The organism is Leisingera sp. ABD4_442, assembly GCF_056160905.1.
The window spans coordinates 277,549-298,631 of the sequence record NZ_JBSWYB010000001.1 but is presented as its reverse complement, the minus strand read 5'-3'; the positions used below and the strand labels follow the sequence as shown (position 1 = coordinate 298,631).

Annotated in this window: 18 protein-coding genes; 12 read left to right on the top strand and 6 right to left on the bottom strand. The window is 62.7% G+C overall.

All coding sequences use genetic code 11. The features are described 5' to 3' along the window. The first annotated feature begins 210 nt into the window (after nucleotides 1–210). Nucleotides 211–1,182, top strand: coding sequence for a DUF808 domain-containing protein (locus ACXAHG_RS01410; protein WP_475055525.1), 972 nt, complete (start codon nucleotides 211–213; stop codon nucleotides 1,180–1,182). 196 nt (nucleotides 1,183–1,378) lie between these two features. Here the strand turns inward: ACXAHG_RS01410 and tkt are convergent, their stop codons facing one another. Next, nucleotides 1,379–3,400 carry a transketolase gene (gene tkt, locus ACXAHG_RS01405; RefSeq protein WP_475055523.1) on the bottom strand — a complete coding sequence of 674 codons (2,022 nt, stop codon included), beginning with the start codon at nucleotides 3,398–3,400 and terminating at the stop codon, nucleotides 1,379–1,381. Between the two features lie 243 nt (nucleotides 3,401–3,643). On the opposite strand from tkt, the gene ACXAHG_RS01400 reads away from it, so the two are divergent. From ACXAHG_RS01400 to ACXAHG_RS01385, 4 genes are all read left to right on the top strand, one after another. Further along, on the top strand, nucleotides 3,644–4,480 hold the full coding sequence (locus ACXAHG_RS01400; RefSeq protein ID WP_475043105.1) for a coiled-coil domain-containing protein: 837 nt from the start codon (nucleotides 3,644–3,646) through the stop codon (nucleotides 4,478–4,480). Then, on the top strand, nucleotides 4,480–4,881 hold the full coding sequence (locus tag ACXAHG_RS01395; protein ID WP_475043106.1) for a cell division protein ZapA: 402 nt from the start codon (nucleotides 4,480–4,482) through the stop codon (nucleotides 4,879–4,881). Before ACXAHG_RS01400 ends, ACXAHG_RS01395 begins: the two co-directional genes overlap by 1 nt. Before the next feature lie 194 nt (nucleotides 4,882–5,075). Further along, entirely contained in the window at nucleotides 5,076–5,927 is an 852-nt protein-coding gene (locus ACXAHG_RS01390; RefSeq protein ID WP_475055522.1) for a calcium-binding protein, read from the top strand. A gap of 188 nt (nucleotides 5,928–6,115) precedes the next feature. Beyond that, nucleotides 6,116–7,288, top strand: a complete 1,173-nt coding sequence (locus ACXAHG_RS01385; RefSeq protein WP_475055521.1) for a calcium-binding protein — start codon at nucleotides 6,116–6,118, stop codon at nucleotides 7,286–7,288. A gap of 96 nt (nucleotides 7,289–7,384) precedes the next feature. Here ACXAHG_RS01385 and grxD read toward each other — a convergent pair whose 3' ends face one another. The 5 genes from grxD to ACXAHG_RS01360 all read right to left on the bottom strand — a co-directional run bounded on the left by grxD (nucleotide 7,385) and on the right by ACXAHG_RS01360 (nucleotide 12,497). After that, nucleotides 7,385–7,747, bottom strand: a complete 363-nt coding sequence (grxD, locus tag ACXAHG_RS01380) for a Grx4 family monothiol glutaredoxin (RefSeq protein WP_475043112.1) — start codon at nucleotides 7,745–7,747, stop codon at nucleotides 7,385–7,387. Between the two features lie 144 nt (nucleotides 7,748–7,891). Further along, nucleotides 7,892–8,128: a BolA/IbaG family iron-sulfur metabolism protein gene (locus tag ACXAHG_RS01375; RefSeq protein WP_019297755.1), complete on the bottom strand. Its 237-nt coding sequence runs from the start codon at nucleotides 8,126–8,128 to the stop codon at nucleotides 7,892–7,894. Nucleotides 8,129–8,193: 65 nt separating this feature from the next. Then, entirely contained in the window at nucleotides 8,194–8,712 is a 519-nt protein-coding gene (locus ACXAHG_RS01370; protein WP_475055520.1) for a hypothetical protein, read from the bottom strand. 89 nt (nucleotides 8,713–8,801) lie between these two features. Further along, complete coding sequence (gene purL, locus ACXAHG_RS01365) at nucleotides 8,802–10,967, bottom strand: phosphoribosylformylglycinamidine synthase subunit PurL (protein WP_475055519.1); 2,166 nt, start codon at nucleotides 10,965–10,967, stop codon at nucleotides 8,802–8,804. Nucleotides 10,968–11,591: 624 nt separating this feature from the next. Beyond that, nucleotides 11,592–12,497: a LysR family transcriptional regulator gene (locus ACXAHG_RS01360; RefSeq protein WP_475043118.1), complete on the bottom strand. Its 906-nt coding sequence runs from the start codon at nucleotides 12,495–12,497 to the stop codon at nucleotides 11,592–11,594. Nucleotides 12,498–12,666: 169 nt separating this feature from the next. On the opposite strand from ACXAHG_RS01360, the gene ACXAHG_RS01355 reads away from it, so the two are divergent. The 7 genes from ACXAHG_RS01355 to ACXAHG_RS01325 all read left to right on the top strand — a co-directional run bounded on the left by ACXAHG_RS01355 (nucleotide 12,667) and on the right by ACXAHG_RS01325 (nucleotide 21,062). After that, entirely contained in the window at nucleotides 12,667–16,086 is a 3,420-nt protein-coding gene (locus ACXAHG_RS01355; RefSeq protein ID WP_475055518.1) for an indolepyruvate ferredoxin oxidoreductase family protein, read from the top strand. A 275-nt stretch (nucleotides 16,087–16,361) separates the two neighbouring features. After that, on the top strand, nucleotides 16,362–17,240 hold the full coding sequence (locus ACXAHG_RS01350) for a lysophospholipid acyltransferase family protein (RefSeq protein ID WP_475055516.1): 879 nt from the start codon (nucleotides 16,362–16,364) through the stop codon (nucleotides 17,238–17,240). 9 nt (nucleotides 17,241–17,249) lie between these two features. Further along, nucleotides 17,250–18,059 (top strand): glutamate racemase, encoded by an 810-nt coding sequence (locus ACXAHG_RS01345; RefSeq protein ID WP_475043124.1) that lies wholly within the window; start codon nucleotides 17,250–17,252, stop codon nucleotides 18,057–18,059. A gap of 114 nt (nucleotides 18,060–18,173) precedes the next feature. Next, nucleotides 18,174–19,202 carry an N-acetyl-gamma-glutamyl-phosphate reductase gene (gene argC / locus ACXAHG_RS01340; protein WP_475055515.1) on the top strand — a complete coding sequence of 343 codons (1,029 nt, stop codon included), beginning with the start codon at nucleotides 18,174–18,176 and terminating at the stop codon, nucleotides 19,200–19,202. Nucleotides 19,203–19,241: 39 nt separating this feature from the next. Further along, nucleotides 19,242–19,685 carry a cytochrome c maturation protein CcmE gene (ccmE, locus tag ACXAHG_RS01335; protein WP_475043128.1) on the top strand — a complete coding sequence of 148 codons (444 nt, stop codon included), beginning with the start codon at nucleotides 19,242–19,244 and terminating at the stop codon, nucleotides 19,683–19,685. Nucleotides 19,686–19,884: 199 nt separating this feature from the next. After that, complete coding sequence (locus ACXAHG_RS01330) at nucleotides 19,885–20,496, top strand: holin-associated N-acetylmuramidase (RefSeq protein WP_475055514.1); 612 nt, start codon at nucleotides 19,885–19,887, stop codon at nucleotides 20,494–20,496. After that, nucleotides 20,487–21,062, top strand: coding sequence for a holin family protein (locus ACXAHG_RS01325; protein ID WP_475055513.1), 576 nt, complete (start codon nucleotides 20,487–20,489; stop codon nucleotides 21,060–21,062). The genes ACXAHG_RS01330 and ACXAHG_RS01325 overlap by 10 nt, the downstream gene beginning before the upstream one ends. Nucleotides 21,063–21,083: the final 21 nt, after the last annotated feature.

Here is a 21,083-nt window from a genome sequence, read left to right as displayed (position 1 = left end):
CCATATAGACCGGGGCGGATGTGGTCTAAAGGGGTAAAAGCGTCATTAAATGAAACTGTTAGCGCAAAATGTGAGCGGTGGCGCTAACGGTTCGGTGCGGTGGCGGTAACGGATTTTTGCCTCCACAGCACGGTGGCGCTAACGCTTGTGCTGCGGCGCGGAAGCAGGCAGATTGCCCCTCAAACGCGGACAGGATTTGAGGGATTTGGCATGAGCGGTTTGCTGGCGCTTCTGGATGACGTGGCGGGGATTGCCAAGGTGGCGGCAGCCTCGGTTGACGATGTGGCCGCAGCAGCGGGCAAGGCCGGTGCTAAGACCGCGGGGGTGATCATCGACGATGCGGCGGTGACGCCGAAGTACCTGCAAGGGTTTGCGCCCGCCCGCGAGCTGCCGATCATCTGGCGCATCACCCGCGGTTCCTTGTTCAACAAGCTTATCCTGCTGCTGCCGGTGGCGATGCTGCTGGCGAACTTTGCGCCGTGGCTGATCACCCCATTGCTTATGCTGGGCGGGTCATACTTGTGCTTCGAAGGGGCTGAGAAGGTCTTTCACGTGCTGTTCCCCCACGCGAGCCACGCGATTGACGAGGATATGAGCATCAAGGATCCCGGCCATTTGGAGGAGCAAAAGATCAAGGGCGCGATCAAGACCGACTTCATCCTGTCGGCGGAGATTATGACCATTGCGCTGGCTGCCATCGAGGCGCCGAATGTCTGGATGCAGGCGGCAACGCTGGCGGTTGTGGCGATTGGTGTGACGCTGGCGGTCTACGGCTCTGTCGCGCTGATCGTGAAGATGGATGATGTGGGGCTGTACCTGGCGCAGAACGCACCGACGCCGGTGGGGCGCGGGCTGGGGCGCGGGCTGGTCAAGTTCATGCCGGTGCTGATGAAGATCCTGTCCGTGGTTGGCACCGCGGCGATGCTGTGGGTCGGGGGCTCCATTATCATCCACGGGCTGGAGGTGCTGGGCTTTGGCTGGCTGGGCCACCTGATCCACGACTGGGCCTATGCCGTCGGCCACGCGGTGCCTGCAGCCTGGGAGGGCTTTGCAGAGTGGAGTGCCAAGGCGGCTATGGATGGGGTGTTTGGCGTTGCCTGGGGGCTGGTGCTGATCCCGCTGGCGACCAAGTTGATCGGGCCGGTGATTGCGTCGGTTTCGGGGAAGTCCGCAAGCCATTGAGTGAAGTGTCCGTGCAAAGCACGGCAGCGCCCGACCGGCCCCATCATGCCGGAGGCATGCTTTCAGCATGACGAGGGCGCTTCACACCGACTCCAAGGCCCGGGCGCCGGCGCCTTTGGTCTGTGCCAACTAGCCTTCCCGCAATGAAAAAAGGGCACCCAATCGGGTGCCCTTTCTTTTTGGCTTTCGGAGTAGTTTACCCCAGCAGCTCTTTCACCTTGGCGACGGCGCCCTCAGCCGTAATGCCGAAGCGTTCGAACAGCTCGCCTGCCGGGGCGGAGGCGCCGAAGCGGTCCATGCCGACGAAACCGGCTTTCTTCTCCTGGCCGCGCTCGCCCAAGAGCCAGCGGTCCCAGCCGCCGTCACGTACAGCGGCCTCGATACCCACACGCACCGGACCTGCGGGCAGGACCTTGCGGCGGTAGGCTTCGTCCTGCGCGGCAAACAGTTCCATGCAGGGCATGGAGACGACGCGGGTGCCGATGCCTTCGGCTTCCAGCTTGGCCTTGGCTTCCATCGCAACGGAGACCTCAGAGCCGGTGGCGATCAGGATCACCTGACGCTTGTTCTCGGCCTCAGACAGCACATAGGCGCCTTTTTCGACCATGTTGGTCAGCTTGTGCTCGGTCCGCACGGTCGGCAGGTTCTGACGGGTCAGGGTCATCACCGAGGGGGTTTCCTTGGAGGTCAGGGCGATTTCCCAGGCCTCGGCGGTTTCCACGGTGTCGGCGGGGCGGAACACATAGGTGTTCGGGGTCGCACGGCAGATCGCCAGATGCTCAACCGGCTGGTGGGTCGGGCCGTCTTCGCCAACGCCGATCGAGTCGTGGGTCATCACGAAGACCGACGGGATTTTCGACAGGGCCGCCAGACGCATCGCCGGGCGGGCATAGTCAGTGAAGCAGAAGAAGGTGCCGCCGTAGGGGCGCATGCCACCGTGCAGCGCCATACCGTTCATCGCGGCTGCCATGCCGTGCTCGCGGATGCCCCAGTAGACATAGCGGCCCTTGCGGTTGTCGGTGTCAAAGACGCCCAGATCGCCGGTCTTGGTGTTGTTGGACCCGGTGAGGTCGGCAGAACCGCCCACGGTTTCCGGCATCAAGGGGTTGATGACGGCCAGCGCCATCTCGGAGGATTTGCGGGTGGCAACCTTGGGCTGCTCCTCGCTCACCTGCTTTTTCAGCGCCTTGATGGCTGCGGACAGTTTCTTGGGCGCATCCAGGTTGTAGGCGCGGTTGAAGCGGTCCTGCTTCTGCTGCGACAGCTCTGCAAAGCGGGCTTCCCAGGCTTCGCGCTCGGACTTGCCGCGGGAACCGATCTCTTCCCACTGGGATTTGATCTCTGCCGGAACCTCGAACGCGCCGCCGGTCCAGCCGTAGGCGTCCTTGGCCGCCTGCAGTTGGGCTGCGTCGGTCAGCGCACCGTGGCCCTTGGAGGTGTCCTGTGCAGCGTGGCCCAGGGCGATATGGGTTTTGCAGGCGATCATCGACGGTTTTTTCGATTTCTTCGCCGCCTCGATGGCCTCATCGATGGCCTTGGGGTCATGGCCGTCGATTTCCAGAACCTGCCAGCCCGACGCCTTGAAACGCTGCACCTGGTTGGTGCGGTCGGACAGTTCAACGGTGCCGTCAATGGTGATGTTGTTGTTGTCCCAGAAGACAATCAGCTTACCCAGCGAGTGGCGGCCGGCAAGACCGATGGCCTCTTGGCTGATGCCCTCCATCAAGCAGCCGTCGCCTGCGATCACATAGGTGTGGTGATCCACGACTTTCTTGCCGTAGTGCGCACGCTGCATTTCCTCAGCCATGGCAAAGCCGACGGCATTGGAAATACCCTGGCCCAGCGGGCCGGTGGTGACTTCAACCGCGTCCAGAAGGAAGTTTTCCGGGTGGCCCGCGGTCAGCGCGCCGGACTGGCGGAAGTTCTTGATCTGGTCCAGGGTGACCTGCTTGTCGCCGGTGAGGTACAGCAGCGAATAGATCAGCATCGAGCCGTGGCCCGCCGACAGGATGAAGCGGTCGCGGTCCGGCCACTGCGGGTTGGATGCATCGAATTTGAGATGCTTTTCGAACAGAACGGTTGCCACATCGGCCATGCCGATCGGCATGCCGGTGTGCCCGGAGTTGGCGGCGGCTACGGCGTCCAGCGCCAGCGCGCGGATGGCGGCGGCCTTGTTCCAATGCTCAGGGTTTGCGGTGCGCAGGGCTGTCAGGTCCACTTGGATTGTCCTTTGGCGTTAACAGGCATTTGCTGCGCTCAATAACAGCGATGCGCCAAAGATCAAGCATGGTTGCGCGCAACTCTGCTATGTTGCGCGAAGTTGGCGCGGCAAGTGGTTGAAACGCAAAGGGGGGTGATTTATTCCTGAAGGGGAAGAACTGGCCCATGCCGCCGCCGGTGGTCCGATTCGGACAGGCGGCGGAACGATAATGGAGCGGATGGGCCCGGGTGAGGGACAGGCATGAACCAGATTGAAGAATTGCAAGGCCGCATCCAGGCTGCGCTGGAGCGCATCAGCGCAGGCTCCGCAGCGCTGCAGCAGGCACGCGCGGCAGACCAGGCCCGCGCCGAAGAAGCCGCAGCCGCAGCCGCGCAAGCAGCAGAGGCCGCCGCCGCAGGTGCCGCCAATGAAGAGCTAGAGCAGGCGCTGGATGAGGAAAGAACCGCTAACGCCCAGCTGGAAGAGCGGGTGAAGGTGCTGCACGCCCGCCTCAAAGAGGTTGAGGGCGATGCGCCCGCAAGCTCTGCCAGCAGCGAAGATATTGCGGCGATGGAAGCCGAACTGCAGCTGTTGCGGAATGAGGCCGGCGATCCGGCAGAGAAAGAGGCGCTGCGCGCCGAGGTCGCCCGCCTGAAAGGGGAACTGGAGGCCGCGGCCAATACCGCAGCCAGCGAAAAGGAAATGCTGGAGGATCAGCTGTCTGAGGCGCAGGCCGCCTTGGACAGTTTGAAGGCCCAGCTTGAGGCGGCGCAGCCCGCTGATGATGCAGCAGCGCCTCAGCCCCAGGATATGAGCGCTGAGATTGAGCGCCAGAATGAAACGCTGGTGCGGCTTGACACCGAATTGCAGCAGCTGCGCCAGGCCAATGAGGAATTGCGAGCCTCCAACGCGGCCCTGCGCGAAGCTAACGCGCAAGGCTTGGGGGATGCCGGGCTGATCAACACCGCCATGGAAGCCGAAATCGAAGGGCTGCGCGCCGCGCAGGCCAGTGATCAGGCCCAGGTCAACGCGGTTCTGGCCAAGCTGGAGCCGCTGCTGGCCAATGCCCGCAACTTGCCCGAGGGAGAGGAAGTCTGATGCCCGAAGTGACCATTCATATCGGCGGCCGCGGCTTTGAGGTTTCCTGTCAGGAGGGCGAGGAAAGCTATCTGCATTCCGCCGCCAAGATGCTGGATGACGAGGCGCAGGTGCTGTCGGACCAGATCGGACGGATGCCCGAGGCGCGGATGCTGCTGATGGCCGGTCTGATGCTGGCGGACAAAACCGCCGCAGTAGAAGACCGGATCAAGGAAGTTGAGGCGCAGCTGGCCGAGCGAGAGCAGGAGCTGGAGGCGCTGAAAGCCGCGCCGGCTCCTGAGCCTGAACGCATCGAAATCCCAGTGGTGCCGCCGCAAGTGACCGAAAGCCTGGCCGAACTGGCGGCCCGTACCGAGGCGCTGGCACAGGATATTGAGGAACAGGCCCAGCCTGCCGGATGACGGCTCTTTCCGGCGCCGGCAACCTGTATTGGCGGGTCCGGAAAGCGGCAGAATTCTGACCTTAATCAGACCTTTACGCGACTGCCGGGAAACACTGTTATTCCTTTGTTAACCGCCGTTCCGCCTCGTGCTTGACCGTCCTGTGCGATAGGATCTCTGCCAGGGAAGAAGTCCCTGGGCAGCGGAGCGGCAGAATGTACGAAGCAATGATCCTGGCAGTTCTGGTGCTGGCCGGCGGTTCGCTGGGGTCTTATGGGTTCGATGTTCCGGAAACGGCGCCGGACACGCCGGACACGGAACCGACGGACGGGGCCGACCGGCTGCAGCTTGGCGATGGCCCTGATGAAGTGAACGCGGGGCGCGGTTTCGACCAGGTGATTGCAGGCGCGGGCGATGACACTGTATCCGGCGGGCCGGGGATGGACACGCTCGACGGGCAGGGTGGCGACGACCAGCTTTCTGGCGGTGAGTTTCACGACATTCTGCTGGGCGGCAGCGGCAACGACCTGCTCGACGGCGGCGGCGGCAAGGATATCCTGTTCGGCGGCATCGGCGACGACACCGTGCTTGGCGGCGACTGGGATGATGTGATCGCCGGCGGCGAAGGGGCGGATCAGCTCTTTGGCGGCATCGGCAACGACACTCTCATTGGGGTTGGCCTGCTATCCGATGAACCGGATGCCGAAACGCTCGACACTTTGCGCAACGGAGAGAAGGCCGAAAACATCTTTACCCTGTCCGAAGACACAGAGGCCGACACACTGGACGGCGGTGACGGCAACGATTACCTGGCAATCGGTGCAGGTGATACGGCCCGCGGCGGCACTGGCAAGGATGTTTTCGAACTCTACTTTGGCGGGACAGCCGGGGCGGAAATCCGGATCGAAGACTATCAGGCGGGCGAGGACATCCTGCGGCTGGCTGCGGACAGCCCAGCGGGGATCACCGCCGCAATAGACGCAGAGACCGGCGATTCAGTGCTGCTGCAAGACGGTGTGGTGGTGGCGCGGCTGGTTGGTGCGGGCGAGGGCGTCGCACTGCAATAGCGGCCCGGCGGTTGGTCAAATCAGCCCATCCTTATGCCTTTCCTGACCGTGCCGGGTATTGTTTCCCGGCTGGTAACAGTTCGTTTATGTCCATTTTTAGGCAAAATTCGGGAAACTTATAGTCAAACTCCGAGCCTTTCCTTAATGAGGTTGAGGCGTATTTCAGCTTTCTACTTTTGGGGGAAATAATGATCGGAGCATTTGTTCTTGGCACCTTGGCGGTCGCAGGCTTGGCGATCAGCCTGGACGATGATGATGTTGACAACGGCGCAGAGCCCGATCCGGTTGACGAAAACCCGGTTCCTGTCGTTCCGGACAACCTTCCCACCGATGGGCCGGATGATCTGGTCCTGGGCGGCGAGGACGACGTGCTGGACGCAGGCAGGGGGTCTGACCGGGTTTTCGGCGGCGGTGGCGACGACCAGATTTCCGGCGGCGACGGCCAGGACACGCTGCTGGGCGGCGAAGGCGACGATACGGTGTCCGGCGGGAGCTTTCACGATCTTGTTTACGGCGGTGAGGGGGACGATGTTCTGTCCGGCGACGGCGGCATCGACATGCTCTTTGGCGAGGGCGGCAACGACACTCTGGACGGCGGCGATTGGAACGACACGCTGGATGGCGGTCAAGGTTTCGACAGCCTGACGGGCGGCATCGGCAATGACCTTCTGAACGGCGGTGAAGGCAAGGACGTGGCCTTTGGCGGTGAGGGCAACGACACTGTGTCCGGCGGTGATTGGCACGACATCGCCTATGGCGGTGCAGGTGACGATGTGCTGGCCGGTGACGGCGGCATTGACGTCCTGTTCGGTGACGATGGAGACGACACGCTGGACGGCGGCGATTGGAATGATGATCTGATCGGCGGCAACGGGGCGGATGTCCTGAACGGCGGCAGCGGAAACGATGCCCTGAGCGGCGTGAACCTGACTCGCGACCTGACACCGGAAGAGATCGCCAGCCTGCGCGACCAGGAAGAGGGCTTTACCCTGCAGGACGTGGGTTTCGCCAATACGGCAGACGGAGCCGACACGCTGGACGGCGGCAGTGGCAACGACTTCCTGCTGCTGGGGGCTGGCGACACCGGCACCGGGGGCCTGGGTCAGGACAGCTTTGCCCTGTACATGACACAGGAGGGCGGCGGCGTTGCTACGATCACGGATTACACGCCGGGCGACGACCTGATCCAGCTTGTGTTCAACAACGGCAGCGAGACTGTGAACACGGAGGACTTCACGGTCGAAAGCGATGCCGCCACGGGGGATGCGCTGATCCTTCAGCAGGGCCAGTTGGTGGCCCGGATTGAGGGCGCTGCGGCGACCTTCACCGCAGATGACCTGGTCTTGATCGACGCGGCCTGATGCCGGGGCCCTCCCAACATGGGGGGCCTGTGCAAAGAAAAAGCCTGCTGCAGACAGCTCTGCAGCAGGCTTTGCGCTTTACCGCAAGCGGCCGGCTTAGGCGTTGGCTTCGCGGATCTTGTCGGCAGCTTCCTTGTTGAAGGTGATGCCGTTTTCCTCGAACATGCCGTCCAGTTCGCCGGACAGGGTCATTTCGGTGATAATGTCGCAGCCGCCGACAAATTCGCCCTTTACATAGAGCTGCGGGATGGTCGGCCAGTCGGAATAATCCTTGATGCCTTGACGGATTTCCTCATCCGCCAGAACGTTCACATCGGTGTAATCCACACCGATGTAGTTCAGTACGCCTGCCACGCGCGAGGAAAAGCCGCACTGCGGCATGTCCTTGGTGCCTTTCATGTAAAGCACCACGTCATTGGCTTTGACGGTTTCGTCGATGCGGGTCTTTGCGTCGGTCATGTGTCGGTGTCCTTTTCGTCGTGCCGCCGAGGATGTACCGGCAGGAAGTCTTTGAGTGCGAGATACGTCACAATGGGCAGCATTAAAAGGGCCGCGGACGCAGAAACTTGCTCTCCCGCAAACTCAAGCAGCCAGTTCAGAGAGTTATTCCGGCGCCTTGGTGGTCAGCGCAAGCGCGTGCAACTCGCCGTCGGGGCCGTCCATCTTGCCTTTCAGCGCGGCATAAACGGCACGCTGCTGCTGGACGCGGTTCTTGCCGCGGAAGCTTTCGTCGACAACCATGGCCGACATATGCACGCCGTCAGTGCCAGCCACCTGGATTTCGGCGTCGGGAAAGCTTTCGCGCAGCAGTTCTTCGATTTCGTGGGCTTGCATGGGCATCCGGAGAAGTCCTTTGTCTTGTTTGGTAAAAATGTAGGTGGGCGCCGGGAGCTGTGCAAGCAGGATTAGGGCCGGCCCGGCGCAAAAGGCGCGATGGATCCGACGAATTCCGGCACTGCCGCCAGGGCCTCCTGCACGCTGTCTTCCTCAAAGTCCCAGATGGACGACGGGTCGTCCGGGCACAGCGCGGCGGTCAGTTCGGCGCAGCGGTTTTGCAGGTCTTTGGGCAGGGGCAGGGCAGCAGCCTCCTGCAGCACCAGAAGCGCCTCGTGGATCGGGCGCAGCACCCGCAGCGCATGGGTCATATGTGTCAGCAGGTCCGGATCATCGCGCCAGGTTTCGCCGTCAAACAACTGCTGCGTCACCCGCTGGCCGGCTCCGGCGCAGGAATAGGCGACGCAGCCGCCAAAGCCGCATTTGGCAAGATCGGAATGAATGGAGCAGCGGAAATCCGCGGCGAGGTTGGGGCAGGGGGTGTCTGCCCGTTTCAGCAGACCGAAATCTTCATGCGCCTCAAACGGATAGGCCACGCAGCAAAGGCCCGCGCAGCGGCTGCAATCCTCTGTCAGTTCAGGCAAGATCATGGGCCGCCCCTGGGTCAAATAAAAAGGCGGGACGGCTGTGCCATCCCGCCAATCTTCATCTATCAATCGCTGCCCGCCGGGGCCAGCAATCAGGCCACGGCTGCTGCAAAGCTTGAGCGGAAGATGTCTTTCAGCTCCTCCAGCGGCGCCTCAGCACCGCCGATCTTCACCATGTCGCCGCCGAACTTGCCGACGGTGGCCAGCGGCACGCCGGCCTGGCCCGCGGCCAGCATCAGTGCTTCGGCCTGGTCGAAGTTGCAGGCGATCAGGTAACGGGCCTGGTCCTCGCCGAACAGGGTCTGGGTATCGCCCGCGTCGATCTGCACGCCAACGCCGGCTTCTTCGGCCATCTCGAACGCTGCCAGCGCCAGGCCGCCATCGCCCAGGTCGGTGCAGGCCTTGATGAAGTCGCGGTTGGCGCGGATGAATTCGCCATTGCGTTTTTCAGCTGCCAGATCCACCGCCGGCGCGTCGCCGTCCTCGCGGTTGAAGACCTCGGCCAGCAGCGCCGACTGGCCCAGATGGCCGATGGTTTCACCCACTAGCAGGGCAATGTGGCCGTCGCGCGCCTCGCCGATGATCGGCTCTTCGTCTGCGGCAATCAGGCCGACGGCGCCGATGGTCGGGGTTGGCAGAATGCCCTTGCCATCGGTTTCATTATACAGCGACACGTTGCCAGAGACGATCGGCATGTCCAGCGCAGCAACCGCCTCGCCGATGCCTTTGATGGCGCCGACGAACTGGCCCATGATTTCCGGCTTTTCGGGGTTGCCGAAGTTCAGATTGTCGGTGGTTGCCAGCGGCTTGGCCCCAACGGCGGTCAGGTTGCGGTAGGCCTCAGCCACCGCCTGCTTGCCGCCCTCAAACGGGTTTGCCTTGACGTAGCGCGGGGTCACGTCGGAGGTGAAGGCCAGTTTCTTGTCGGTGCCATGCACCCGGATCAGGCCGGAGCCCGCGCCCGGACGGCGCTGGGTGTCGCCCATCACGGTGGTGTCATATTGCTCATAGACCCACTGCTTGCCGGCATAGTTCGGCGACGACAGCAGCGCTTTCAGCCCGTCAATCGGGTCGATGGTCGGAACGTCCGCGTCAGTCAGCGGCTCGGCTGCCGGGGTCTCATTCCACGGACGGTCGTATTCCGGCGCGGTGGAGGACAGTTTCGACAGCACCAGATCGGCCTTCACTTCGCCGTTGTGCATGATCAGGAAGCGGTCCTCGGCAATGGTCTCGCCGACGATGGCAAAGTCCAGGTCCCATTTCTCGAAGACTGCGCGGGCCTCGGCTTCCAGCTCCGGTTTCAGCACCATCAGCATGCGTTCCTGAGATTCCGACAGCATCATTTCATAGGCTGTCATGTTCTCTTCGCGCTGCGGCACGTTTTCCAGATCCAGGCGCACGCCCAGCTTGCCCTTGTCGCCCATTTCCACAGCAGAGCAGGTGAGGCCCGCCGCGCCCATGTCCTGGATCGAGATCACCGCGCCGGTCTGCATCAGCTCCAGCGTGGCTTCCATCAGGCGTTTCTCGGTGAAGGGGTCGCCGACCTGAACGGTGGGGCGCTTTTCCTCGATGGTGTCGTCGAATTCGGCAGACGCCATGGTGGCGCCGCCCACACCGTCACGGCCGGTCTTGGCGCCCAGGTACACAACCGGCATGCCCACGCCCGACGCGGCGGAATAGAAGATGCCGTCGGTCTTGGCCAGGCCCGCGGCAAAAGCGTTCACCAGGCAGTTGCCGTTGTAGGCCGGATGGAAGCGGACTTCGCCGCCTGCGCAAGGCACGCCAAAGCAGTTGCCGTAACCGCCGATGCCCTCAACCACGCCGTTGACCAGCTGGCGGGTCTTGGGGTGGGAGGTTTCGCCAAAGGACAGCGAGTTCATCGAGGCGATGGGCCGCGCGCCCATGGTGAAGACGTCGCGCAGAATACCGCCAACCCCGGTTGCCGCGCCCTGATAGGGCTCGATGTAGGAGGGGTGGTTGTGGCTTTCCATCTTGAAAACCACAGCGTCGCCATCGCCGATGTCCACGATGCCCGCGTTCTCGCCGGGGCCGCAGATCACCTGCGGGCCATCGGTCGGCAGGGTGCGCAGCCATTTCTTGGAGGATTTATAGGAGCAGTGCTCGTTCCACATCGCCGAGAAGATACCCAGCTCGGTGAACGTCGGCTCCCGCCCGATGATTTCCAGGATCAGATCGTATTCCTCGGGCTTCAGCCCGTGGTTTGCAATCAATTCAGGCGTGATGGCGGGTTCCTGCATCCGTAAACGTCCCCAATGGCTGCGATTGCGCGCCTTTTAGGGCAAGGAGGGGCGCGGGGGAAGTGGAATTAGAGGATTCCCCGCCAGTTCTGCCTCCTGGCGTCTTTGCGCCGCAGCAGAGATCGCCGGTTACGCCGCGAACATGCAGGCTTTTCAAAGTGATGCTTGCGCAGGCATGGGCCCGTCCGGGCGCTGAAATTACAAGCATTGCGAAAGTTGCGTCGGAAATGGAAAAAATTTTAGCCTTCTGAAGATGTCGCGCCTGCCAGCCTCTTGCCAAGGTGGCTTCAGCGCTAGGGCAGCGCCGGGCTTTGATTTGCATCCTGCCCCTAGGGGCTTTGGGGCTGGCCGGTTAAACTGATTAATATCAGAAGGTTGAACGCCAAAAAAAAGGCCGAGCACTAAGCTCGGCCGAAGTCCAACAGGGAGGTATGAAGGGGGGCAAGGCCGCCGCCTTCATGAGGATCATTTAGGGCGCCGGGCCTGCCCCTTCAAGGGGATTAATGCTAAATGAACGTCAAGGCTGCTATGCGGTGAATGCATGGCTTGCGGCACGGTGCCGCTTTGCCCATTCCAAAACCGCAGCCGGCGCTGCGATGCGGCGGCCGCGTGCCGGGCAGGCGGTCAGAGCTTGCCCAGTTCTTTCATATGCTTGCGGTGCGCCATGATCTCGCTTTGGACAAAGTCCCGGAACGCGCCCACACGCTGGGAATGGCGTAATTCCTCAGGATAGGCGAGGTAGACAGGAACGCCGTTCTGATCCTCTTCCGGCAGAACCTCTACCAGCTCGGGGAATTCCTCGGTCACGTAATCCGGCAGGATCCCGACGCCCAGGTCATGCAATACCCCTTGCAGCACCCCAAAGTAATTGTTGACGGTCAGCAGCGAGCCCGGGTTGCTGGCCATCAGCTTTTTGCCCAGAACAGCGGCAGAGCCAACCTGCGCCGAACGCTGGTTCTGGCAGATCAGCCGGTGTTTAGAGATATCCTCAGCAGTTTCGAGCGAGCCATGCTTTTCCAGATAGGCCGGCGTTGCATAAAGCCCCATCCGAACGGTCATCAGCCGTTTGCGCACCAGATCGGCCTGACTAGGCTCCTTCATGCGGATCGCCACGTCAGCCTCGCGCATGGGCAGGTCCAGCACCCGTTCCTCAAGCATCAGGTCGATCTTGAGGTTGGGGTACTGCTCATACAATTTGGTCAGCCGCGGCGCCAGCCACAGGGTGCCAAAGCCCACAGTGGTGGTAACGCGCAGTTCGCCGAACACTTCCTCTTCACTGTCGCGGATGCGGGCCGAGGCTGCTTCCAGACGCGCGGACATGGATTGGGTGGCGTCAAACAACAGCTCACCCTGCTCAGTAAGAATCAGTCCGCGCGCATGACGGTGGAAAAGCGTCGCATTCAGGCTTTCTTCCAGCGCCCGGATCTGGCGGCTGACCGCCGATTGCGACAGATTCAGCTTGTCGCCCGCATGGGTCAGACTGCCCGCATCGGCCACCGCGTGAAATATTCTGAGCTTGTCCCAATCCATATGTGTTACTTTCTGTCCGTTTGGGGCCGACTGTATGAAATCTTAGTTATGTATCAGTTTTCACGGCGCAAGCGAGCAAAATCGAAAAAAATGCGGCTATTCAGGTCAGCAATTATGACCTATTCTTGGGGTTAGAAAGTGCAAGCTAATCCCGGTTGAGGAGGCCATGATGAGCACGCCGAAGATCACACTCAATGACAAGTACGACCTGACCAAATCGACGGTGCTGTTGAACGGCACCCAGGCGCTGGTGCGGCTGATGCTGATGCAGAAGCAGCGCGATGTTGCCGCAGGTCTTAATACCGCCGGACTTGTCACCGGCTACCGCGGTTCGCCCCTTGGGGCAGTCGACCTGCAGATGAGCAAGGCTGAAAAGCAGCTGAAAGCGGCCGACGTCACCTTTCAGTACGGGCTGAACGAAGACCTGGCCGTCACCGCGCTGTGGGGGGCGCAGCAGGCAGAGGTGCGCGGCGAGGGCAAGTATGACGGCGTCTTTGGCCTGTGGTACGGCAAGGGCCCGGGCGTTGACCGCTCCGGCGACGCAATCCGTCACGCCAATATGGCGGGCTCTTCCAAACACGGCGGCGTGCTCTTGGCGATGGGCGACGACCACACCGGCGAAAGCTCCACCGTGCTGCACCAGTCGGAATGGTCGCTCTTGGACTGCTACCTGCCGATCGTCAGCCCGGCAGGCGTGCAGGAGATCCTGGATTACGGCATCTACGGCTATGCGCTCAGCCGCTTCTCCGGCCTCTGGACTGGCCTCAAGACCATGAAGGACACGATCGAGGTAACCTCGGTCGTCGATGCCCGCCCGGAACGGATGAACATCGTCACCCCGGAATTCGACATGCCGCCGGACGGGCTGAACATCCGCCTGGATGACGACCGCTTCCGCCAGGAAACCCGGATCATTGACTACAAGCGTTTTGCGGCAGAGGCCTTTAGCCACGCCAACAAGATGGACAAGCGTAAGTGGGGCAAGCCCGGCGCCAAGATCGGCCTTGTCGCCGCGGGCAAGAACTGGCTCGACCTGGTGCATGCGCTGAAGCTACTGAACATCGACGAAAACATGGCAGAGCGGCTGGGCATCACCACTTATAAGGTGGGCCAGACCTTCCCGATGGACATGAAGGGCTTCCACGACTGGGCCGAGGGGCTGGACCTGATCGTCGTGGTCGAGGAAAAGCGCAAGCTCATTGAGATCCAGATCAAGGAAGCGATCTTTGACGACCGCCAGGGCCGCCGGGTTTATGGCTGGTATAAGGGCGGCGCCGGCGGCATGCACCGCGAGGAGCTGTTCCCGACAAAGTTTGCACTCGATCCGATCATGATCGCCGAGAAACTGGGCGGCATCCTGATCGAGGAGGGCCGCGAGACCGAAGCAATCAAGGCCGGGCTGGAGGCGCTGGCAGAAGCGCGGCGCGCCGACAACGCCGAGGAAATCGCCACCCGCCTGCCGTATTTCTGTTCCGGCTGCCCGCACAATTCCTCCACCCGCCTGCCCGACGGCTCCCGCGCCTATGCCGGCATCGGCTGCCACTTCATGGTGCAGTGGATGGACCGCGAGACGGTGGGCTTCACCCATATGGGCGGTGAAGGCGTCAACTGGGTGGGTGAAGCGCCATTCTCCACCCGCAAGCATGTGTTCCAGAACCTCGGTGACGGCACCTACAACCACTCCGGCGTGCAGGCGATCCGTGCGGCCTTGGCCGAGGGCACCAACATCACCTACAAGATCCTCTACAACGACGCGGTGGCGATGACCGGCGGCCAGCAGGCCGAGGGCGGTCTCACCGCGCAGCAGATCGCGCATGAGCTGAAAGCGATGGGCGTCAAGACCATGGCCGTGGTCTATGACGAGAAGGAAGACGTGGACGCCGCCCTGTTCCCGGCCGGAATGCGGATGCATGAACGCGCCGAGATGATGAAGATCCAGCGCGAGTTCGAACAGGTCGAGGGCGTCTCCGCCATCATCTACATCCAAACCTGCGCCGCCGAAAAACGCCGCCGCCGCAAGAAGGGGCAGTTCCCGGACCCGGACCAGCGGGTGTTCATCAACACCGACGTCTGCGAAGGCTGCGGCGATTGCGGCGTGCAGTCGAACTGCGTCTCAATCGTGCCCAAGGACACCGAACTGGGCCGCAAGCGCGCCATCGACCAGTCGTCCTGCAACAAGGATTTCTCCTGCCTCAACGGCTTCTGCCCGTCCTTCGTGACGGTTGAGGGCGCCAAAATCCGCAAAGAGGCCACCGCAGGCCTCGATCTGCCGCATCTGCCGCAGCCGGAACTGCCCGCCATTGACGGCACCCACAACCTGGTGATCACCGGCGTCGGCGGCACCGGTGTTGTGACCATCGGCGCGGTGCTGGCGCAGGCGGCGCAGATCGACGGCAAGGGCGCAGGCCTGATGGAAATGGCCGGCCTCGCCCAGAAGGGCGGTGCGGTACATATTCACTGCCGCATCGCCAATGAGCCCGATGACATCTCCGCCATCCGCGTCGCCACCGGCGAGGCGCACGCCCTGATCGGCGGCGACCTGGTGGTCAGCGCGGGCGCCAAGACCCTGGGCCTGACCACCACCGGCAAGACCGGTGCGGTGGTGAACAGCCACGAGATCATCACCGGCGAATTCACCAAGAACACCGAGTTCAAGGTGCCCACCGACCGCCTGGAACTGGCCCTGCAGGCCCGCCTGCGCAACCGGCTGGACCTGTTCGACGCCTCTGAACTGGCCCGCGCCACCATGGGCGACTCGATCTTTTCCAACATGATGGTGTTCGGCGGCGCCTGGCAAAAGGGCCTGGTGCCCGTCAGCTTTGAGGCCATCGAACAGGCGATCGAGATGAACGGCGCCGCGGTAGAGCGCAACAAGCGCGCCTTCGATATCGGCCGCTGGGCGGTGCTGCACCCGGAAGAGGCCGCCAAACTGATCCAGCCCCAGGCGGTGGACAAGCCCAAGACGCTGGAGGAGAAAATCGCCTTCCGCGCCGATCACCTGGTGGCCTACCAGGGCAAAGGGCTGGCGAAACGCTATGCCAAGCTGCTGGACGGCATCAGCGATCCCGCGCTGAAAGAGGCAGTGGCAAAGGGCTATCACAAGCTGCTTGCGTACAAGGATGAATACGAGGTTGCCCGCCTGCTGCTCGACAGCCGCGCCAAGGCGGAAGCGGAGTTCGAGGGCGACCTGAAGCTCTCCTACCACCTGGCGCCGCCGATGCTGGGCGGCACCGATCCGGACGGCCGCCCCAAGAAACGCAAATTCGGCGCCGGCATGGAACGCGGCTTCCGCTTGCTGGCCAAGCTGAAACGCTTGCGCGGCACGCCGCTGGACATCTTCGGCTACACCGCGGAACGCAAGATGGAGCGGGCGCTGATCAAACAGTATGAAGCTGACATGAAGGAATGGCTGCCCAAAGCCGCGCCTGAGATTATGGAACCGCTCATCGCTCTAGCCGAACTGCCGCTGCAGATCCGCGGTTTCGGCCCGGTCAAACTGGCCAATGAACAGAAAGCCGCAAAGCGCCGCGAGGAACTGCTGGCGGCCCTGCGCCAGGGCGGTGTGCCGCTGAAGCAGGCGGCAGAGTAAGCCGCGGTTCAAACCGGGCAGGGCGGAGCACTCCCGCCCGCCTTGACCCATTCTAAGAAAGGGTCAAGACCGTTGGGCCCAGCGCCGCGCTGACGCGCGGCGCCTGACGTTCCATGGCTTCTTTCTGGTTCGAAAATTCTCCGGGGTCCGGGGCAGAGCCCCGGCATTGCGCGGCAGCAATGCGTCACACAGCTGTTACGGGCCGGTTGCATATTCCCTTTCCGGCCTTATTTGGCCGCAGTGATCAGGCAGTGACCAGACGGAGACCCTCCCCAATGCAGGCCCAGCGCCATATCGCCCGTGACATCTCCTATGCTCATTCCGCCTCCACCCGCGCAGGCCGCGCAATGATCCGGGTGATGGAGAACGCCACCGGACGCCTCAACCTGATCCGCCGCGCCGCCGGATATGAGCAGGAGGTGGCGGCAGGCCGCGACTTCTGGTCGGTGATGGCAGACCGCTACGGGCTGACGCTGGATATTGCGGGCGGCGCGCTGTCGAACATCCCCCAGGACAAGCCGGTGATCCTGATCGCCAACCACCCCTATGGCATCCTCGACGGTCTGATGATGGGGCAAATCCTGTCCCGGACCCGGGGCGATTTCCGCATCCTCGCCAACCATGTGTTCCGCAAGGCCGAGGATCTGAACAAGGTCATCCTGCCAGTGGATTTCGCCGAAACCCGGCAAGCAATGCAAACCAACCTGCAAACCCGCAGGGAGGCGCTTAGCTACCTGGGGCAGGGCGGCGCCATCGGCATCTTCCCGGGCGGCACCGTGTCCACCGCGGCGCACCCGATGGGCCATCCGATGGATCCCGGCTGGCGCGGCTTCACCGCCCGGATGATCGCCAAATCCGACGCCGTGGTGGTGCCAGTGTTTTTCGACGGCCACACTTCGCGCCTGTTTCAGATCGCCAGCCATCTGCACGCGACGTTGCGCATGGGGCTGCTGATCCAGGAATTCCGCAAGCGGGTCGACACGCCGGTCCGGGTGGTGATTGGCGCGCCAATTGACCGTGGCACTCTGGCGCCACTGGCCAAAGACACAAAAGCCCTTATGGATTTCTTGCGCAAAGCGACGTATGAGCTGTCTCCAGAACCTCTCAAATCCTATGCGTACGGGTTTGAGTTCGAAGAGAAACACCGCGCGTGAGAAGGCGATATGGCTGTAGGCATCTTTGATTCTGGCCTGGGCGGGCTGACTGTCCTGGACGCGGCGCAAAAGCGCCTGCCGGATGTGGATTTCCTCTATTACGGCGACAACGCCCGCGCGCCCTACGGCGTGCGCGATGCCGAGGATGTCTATCAGCTGACCAAATCCGCCGTGCAGGACATGTGGGACAAGGGCTGCGATCTGGTGATCCTCGCCTGCAACACCGCCTCTGCTGCCGCGCTGCGCCGGATGCAGGAGGGCGGGCTGCCCCAGGGCAAGCGGGTGCTGGGCGTCTTTGTGCCGCTGATCGAGGCGCTGACCGAACGGCAGTGGGGCGACAACTCCCCCCCGCGCGAGGTCGAGGTAAAACACGTCGCGCTGTTTGCGACACCCGCCACCGTCGCCAGCCGCGCCTTCCAGCGGGAACTGGCGTTCCGCGCCATCGGCGTCGATGTCGAGGCGCAGGCCTGCGGCGGCGTTGTTGACGCGATCGAAGACGGCGACATGATCCTGGCCGAGGCGCTGGTGCGCTCTCACGTCGATGCGCTGAAACGCAAGATGCCGCATCCGCAGGCCGCGATCCTTGGCTGTACCCATTACCCGCTGATGGAGCAGACTTTCCAGGAAGCACTGGGCCCGGACGTCAAGGTGTTCAGCCAGGGCAGCCTGGTGGCCGACAGCCTGGCGGACTATCTGAGCCGCCACCCGGACATGTACGGCAATGGCGGCGGCGGTTACTATACCACCGGCGAACCCCGCCGCGTCAGCGACCGCGCGACCCAGTTTCTCCGACGGGAAATCACCTTTCAGGCGGCCTGATCGCAAACGCCCCGGAACCTTGTTCCAGGTCAAAGTGCGCCGCCGCGATTCCCAATATTTCTCTCCGCAGATGGCTGCGGAACCGGCATATCACATCGAAAGACGAGGTCTGACATGACCCATAAAGTGGCTATCCTTGGCGCTTCCGGCTATACCGGCGCCGAACTGGTGCGGCTGATTGCCCAGCACCCGAATATCGAGATCGCGGCGCTCTCCGCCGACCGCAAGGCCGGCATGACCATGGCCGAAGTGTTCCCGCACCTGCGCCATATGGAACTGCCGGTGCTGTGCAAGATCAATGAGATCGACTTTGCCGGCATTGACCTGTGCTTCTGCGCGCTGCCGCATAAGACCAGCCAGGAAGTGATCGCAGCTCTGCCCAAGACCCTCAAGATCGTTGACCTGTCCGCGGATTTCCGGCTGCGCGACCCGGCGGAGTATGAGAAGTGGTACGGCAACCCCCATGCCGCGCTGGAGCAGCAGGAGGAGGCGGTCTATGGCCTCACCGAATTCTACCGGGAAGATATCAAATCCGCGCGCCTGGTTGCGGGCACGGGTTGCAACGCTGCTACCGGCCAGTTCGCCCTGCGGCCGCTGATCGAGGCGGGCGTCATTGATCTGGACGATATCATCCTGGATCTGAAATGCGCCGTCTCCGGCGCCGGCCGGTCGCTCAAGGAAAATCTGCTGCACGCGGAGCTGAGCGAGGGTTACAACGCCTATGCCATTGGCGGCACCCATAGGCACCTGGGCGAGTTCGACCAGGAGTTCAGCAAGATCGCCGGGCGGCCCGTGAAGGTGCAATTCACCCCGCATCTGCTGCCCGCCAACCGCGGCATCCTGGCCACCGTCTATGTGAAGGGCGACGCGCGGGCGATCCACGACACCTTTGCCAAGGCTTACGCCGATGAGCCCTTCATCGAACTGCTGCCGTTTGGCGAGGCGCCGAGCACCCATCACGTGCGCGGCTCCAACTTCTGCCATATCGGCGTGGCGCAGGACCGGATCGAAGGCCGCGCCATTGTCATTGCGGCACTGGATAACCTGACAAAAGGAAGCAGCGGCCAGGCCTTGCAGAACGCAAACCTGATGTTAGGTGAGGAAGAGACCAAAGGCCTGATGATGGCGCCGCTGTTCCCGTAAACGGGGGCGGCGCTGTATTGGGCTTGAATTGAGGACACCATGAAGAACCTGAAGAAACAGCGCCGTATCCAGGTCATCGCGGTTGCCGCGGTGGCCCTGATCGTGGCTACCGCCCTGATCGGCTATGCCCTGCAGGACGGGATCAACTATTTCCGCTCGCCCAGCCAGGTGGCAGAGGAACCGCCGAAACCGTCTGAGGTCTTCCGCATTGGCGGGCTGGTGGCCGAAGGCTCGCTGCAGCGCGGCCAGGGCGAGACCGTGCGCTTTGCCGTCACCGACGGCGGCGCCACGGTGCAGGTGGCCTACACCGGCGTTCTGCCCGATCTGTTTGAGGAGAACCAGGGCATGGTCGGCACCGGCAGCTACGTCAATGGTGTCTTTGAAGCTACTGAAATCCTAGCAAAACATGACGAGACCTATATGCCCAAGGAAGTCATGGACGCGCTGAAGGAACAGGGGGTCTATCAGGAACCCGAAACCTGATTTCCCGTTAAGGAACGGTGCACTCCCGCCCCAAATGACGCCTCCCTTCGGGGAGGCGTTTTGCGTTGGGCCAAGCGCCGCGCGGTGCGCGGCGCGGCAACGCCTTGCACAGGGTGTTGCGTACCCAGCGCACGGTGGTGTCAGGTGATCTTAGCGCCTGTGCGGCAGTATGAACCAAACCGGAAAGTGGTGAGGTGACATGCAGACAGTAATTGAGATTGCAGAACAGATCGTGGCGCGCGAAGGCGGCTTTGTGAATGACCCGGCTGACCCGGGCGGCGCCACCAAACACGGGGTGACCATTGGAACCCTGCGGCGGCTGGGGCTGGACCTGACCGGCGACGGCCGGGTCGGGATCGCGGATGTGCGGGCGCTCAGCCGGGCGCAAGCGGTGGAGATTTTCATCCGCCACTATTACGAGGCGCCCCGCATCGCCAGCCTGCCACCCTGCCTGCAGGCGACTGTCTTCGACATGTATGTGAATGCAGGCAGCAATGCGGTTCGCATCCTTCAGCGGCTGCTGAACGAAATGGGATTTGGCGTGGCCGTGGACGGCGCCATCGGCCCGCAGACCGCCTCGGCAGCAGAGCAGGCGGCATTGGTCGACGCGGAGGCGCTGCGCGACGCCTACGGGATTGCCCGCCGCAACTACTACTTCCGCCTTGCCGACCGCCGCGCCGCCAGCCGCAAATTCGCCCGCGCCCGTGACGGCACCAAGGGCGGCTGGATCAAACGGGCGGAGGAATTCACCTCTGCCCAGTATCACCTGAGCCGCCAGGCATTTCAGCGGAGGACAGCAGAATGGGGCTGATCACGGATATCTTTGGTTTAATTTTCGGGAGCCAGCGCAACGCGTTGCGGGAAACTGTTGAGGTGTTCCGGGAAAATGCCGAGGCCGGTGCCGCGCGGGCGCATGAGATGCAGGGCGCCGCTCTGCAGCAATTGGCAGCGGAATTTCAGTACGGCGGCAACAGCAGGTTCGACCGGTTCATGGACGGTATGAACCGGCTGCCGCGGCCCTTGCTGGCGCTCGGCACCCTGGCGCTGCTGATCTCGGCCCTTAGCGATCCGGTGTGGTTTGCCGCCCGGATGCAAGGGCTGGCGCTGGTGCCGGAACCCTTGTGGTGGCTGTTGGGAGTCATTGTCTCCTTTTACTTTGGTGCACGCCACCAGTTGAAAAGCCAGGAGTTCCAGCAGGGGCTGGCCACCAGTATGGCCCGGGTGCCGCAGGTGGCCAGCAACATCGAAGCACTGGAAGGCATGCGGGCAGACTCGCCTGCTGCTGCCGCAACCAGCACCGATGCAGCCGCACAGCTGGATGCCACCGAACCGGAGGTCAATCCGGCGCTGAGGGCCTGGAAAACCCGCCGCGGCTGATCACAATTTGCCCTCTGCGGC

Bases quoted from the DNA above. Each gene is read 5' to 3' on its own strand.
- ccmE (WP_475043128.1), top strand. From the start codon at position 19,242: ATGAAGAACCTGAAGAAACAGCGCCGTATCCAGGTCATCGCGGTTGCC.
- ACXAHG_RS01350 (WP_475055516.1), top strand. From the start codon at position 16,362: ATGCAGGCCCAGCGCCATATCGCCCGTGACATCTCCTATGCTCATTCC.
- grxD (WP_475043112.1), bottom strand. From the start codon at position 7,747: ATGACCGACGCAAAGACCCGCATCGACGAAACCGTCAAAGCCAATGAC.
- ACXAHG_RS01330 (WP_475055514.1), top strand. From the start codon at position 19,885: ATGCAGACAGTAATTGAGATTGCAGAACAGATCGTGGCGCGCGAAGGC.
- ACXAHG_RS01375 (WP_019297755.1), bottom strand. From the start codon at position 8,128: ATGCCCATGCAAGCCCACGAAATCGAAGAACTGCTGCGCGAAAGCTTT.
- purL (WP_475055519.1), bottom strand. From the start codon at position 10,967: ATGCAGGAACCCGCCATCACGCCTGAATTGATTGCAAACCACGGGCTG.
- ACXAHG_RS01355 (WP_475055518.1), top strand. From the start codon at position 12,667: ATGAGCACGCCGAAGATCACACTCAATGACAAGTACGACCTGACCAAA.
- ACXAHG_RS01325 (WP_475055513.1), top strand. From the start codon at position 20,487: ATGGGGCTGATCACGGATATCTTTGGTTTAATTTTCGGGAGCCAGCGC.
- ACXAHG_RS01345 (WP_475043124.1), top strand. From the start codon at position 17,250: ATGGCTGTAGGCATCTTTGATTCTGGCCTGGGCGGGCTGACTGTCCTG.
- argC (WP_475055515.1), top strand. From the start codon at position 18,174: ATGACCCATAAAGTGGCTATCCTTGGCGCTTCCGGCTATACCGGCGCC.
- ACXAHG_RS01410 (WP_475055525.1), top strand. From the start codon at position 211: ATGAGCGGTTTGCTGGCGCTTCTGGATGACGTGGCGGGGATTGCCAAG.
- ACXAHG_RS01390 (WP_475055522.1), top strand. From the start codon at position 5,076: ATGTACGAAGCAATGATCCTGGCAGTTCTGGTGCTGGCCGGCGGTTCG.
- ACXAHG_RS01385 (WP_475055521.1), top strand. From the start codon at position 6,116: ATGATCGGAGCATTTGTTCTTGGCACCTTGGCGGTCGCAGGCTTGGCG.
- ACXAHG_RS01395 (WP_475043106.1), top strand. From the start codon at position 4,480: ATGCCCGAAGTGACCATTCATATCGGCGGCCGCGGCTTTGAGGTTTCC.
- ACXAHG_RS01370 (WP_475055520.1), bottom strand. From the start codon at position 8,712: ATGATCTTGCCTGAACTGACAGAGGATTGCAGCCGCTGCGCGGGCCTT.
- ACXAHG_RS01360 (WP_475043118.1), bottom strand. From the start codon at position 12,497: ATGGATTGGGACAAGCTCAGAATATTTCACGCGGTGGCCGATGCGGGC.
- ACXAHG_RS01400 (WP_475043105.1), top strand. From the start codon at position 3,644: ATGAACCAGATTGAAGAATTGCAAGGCCGCATCCAGGCTGCGCTGGAG.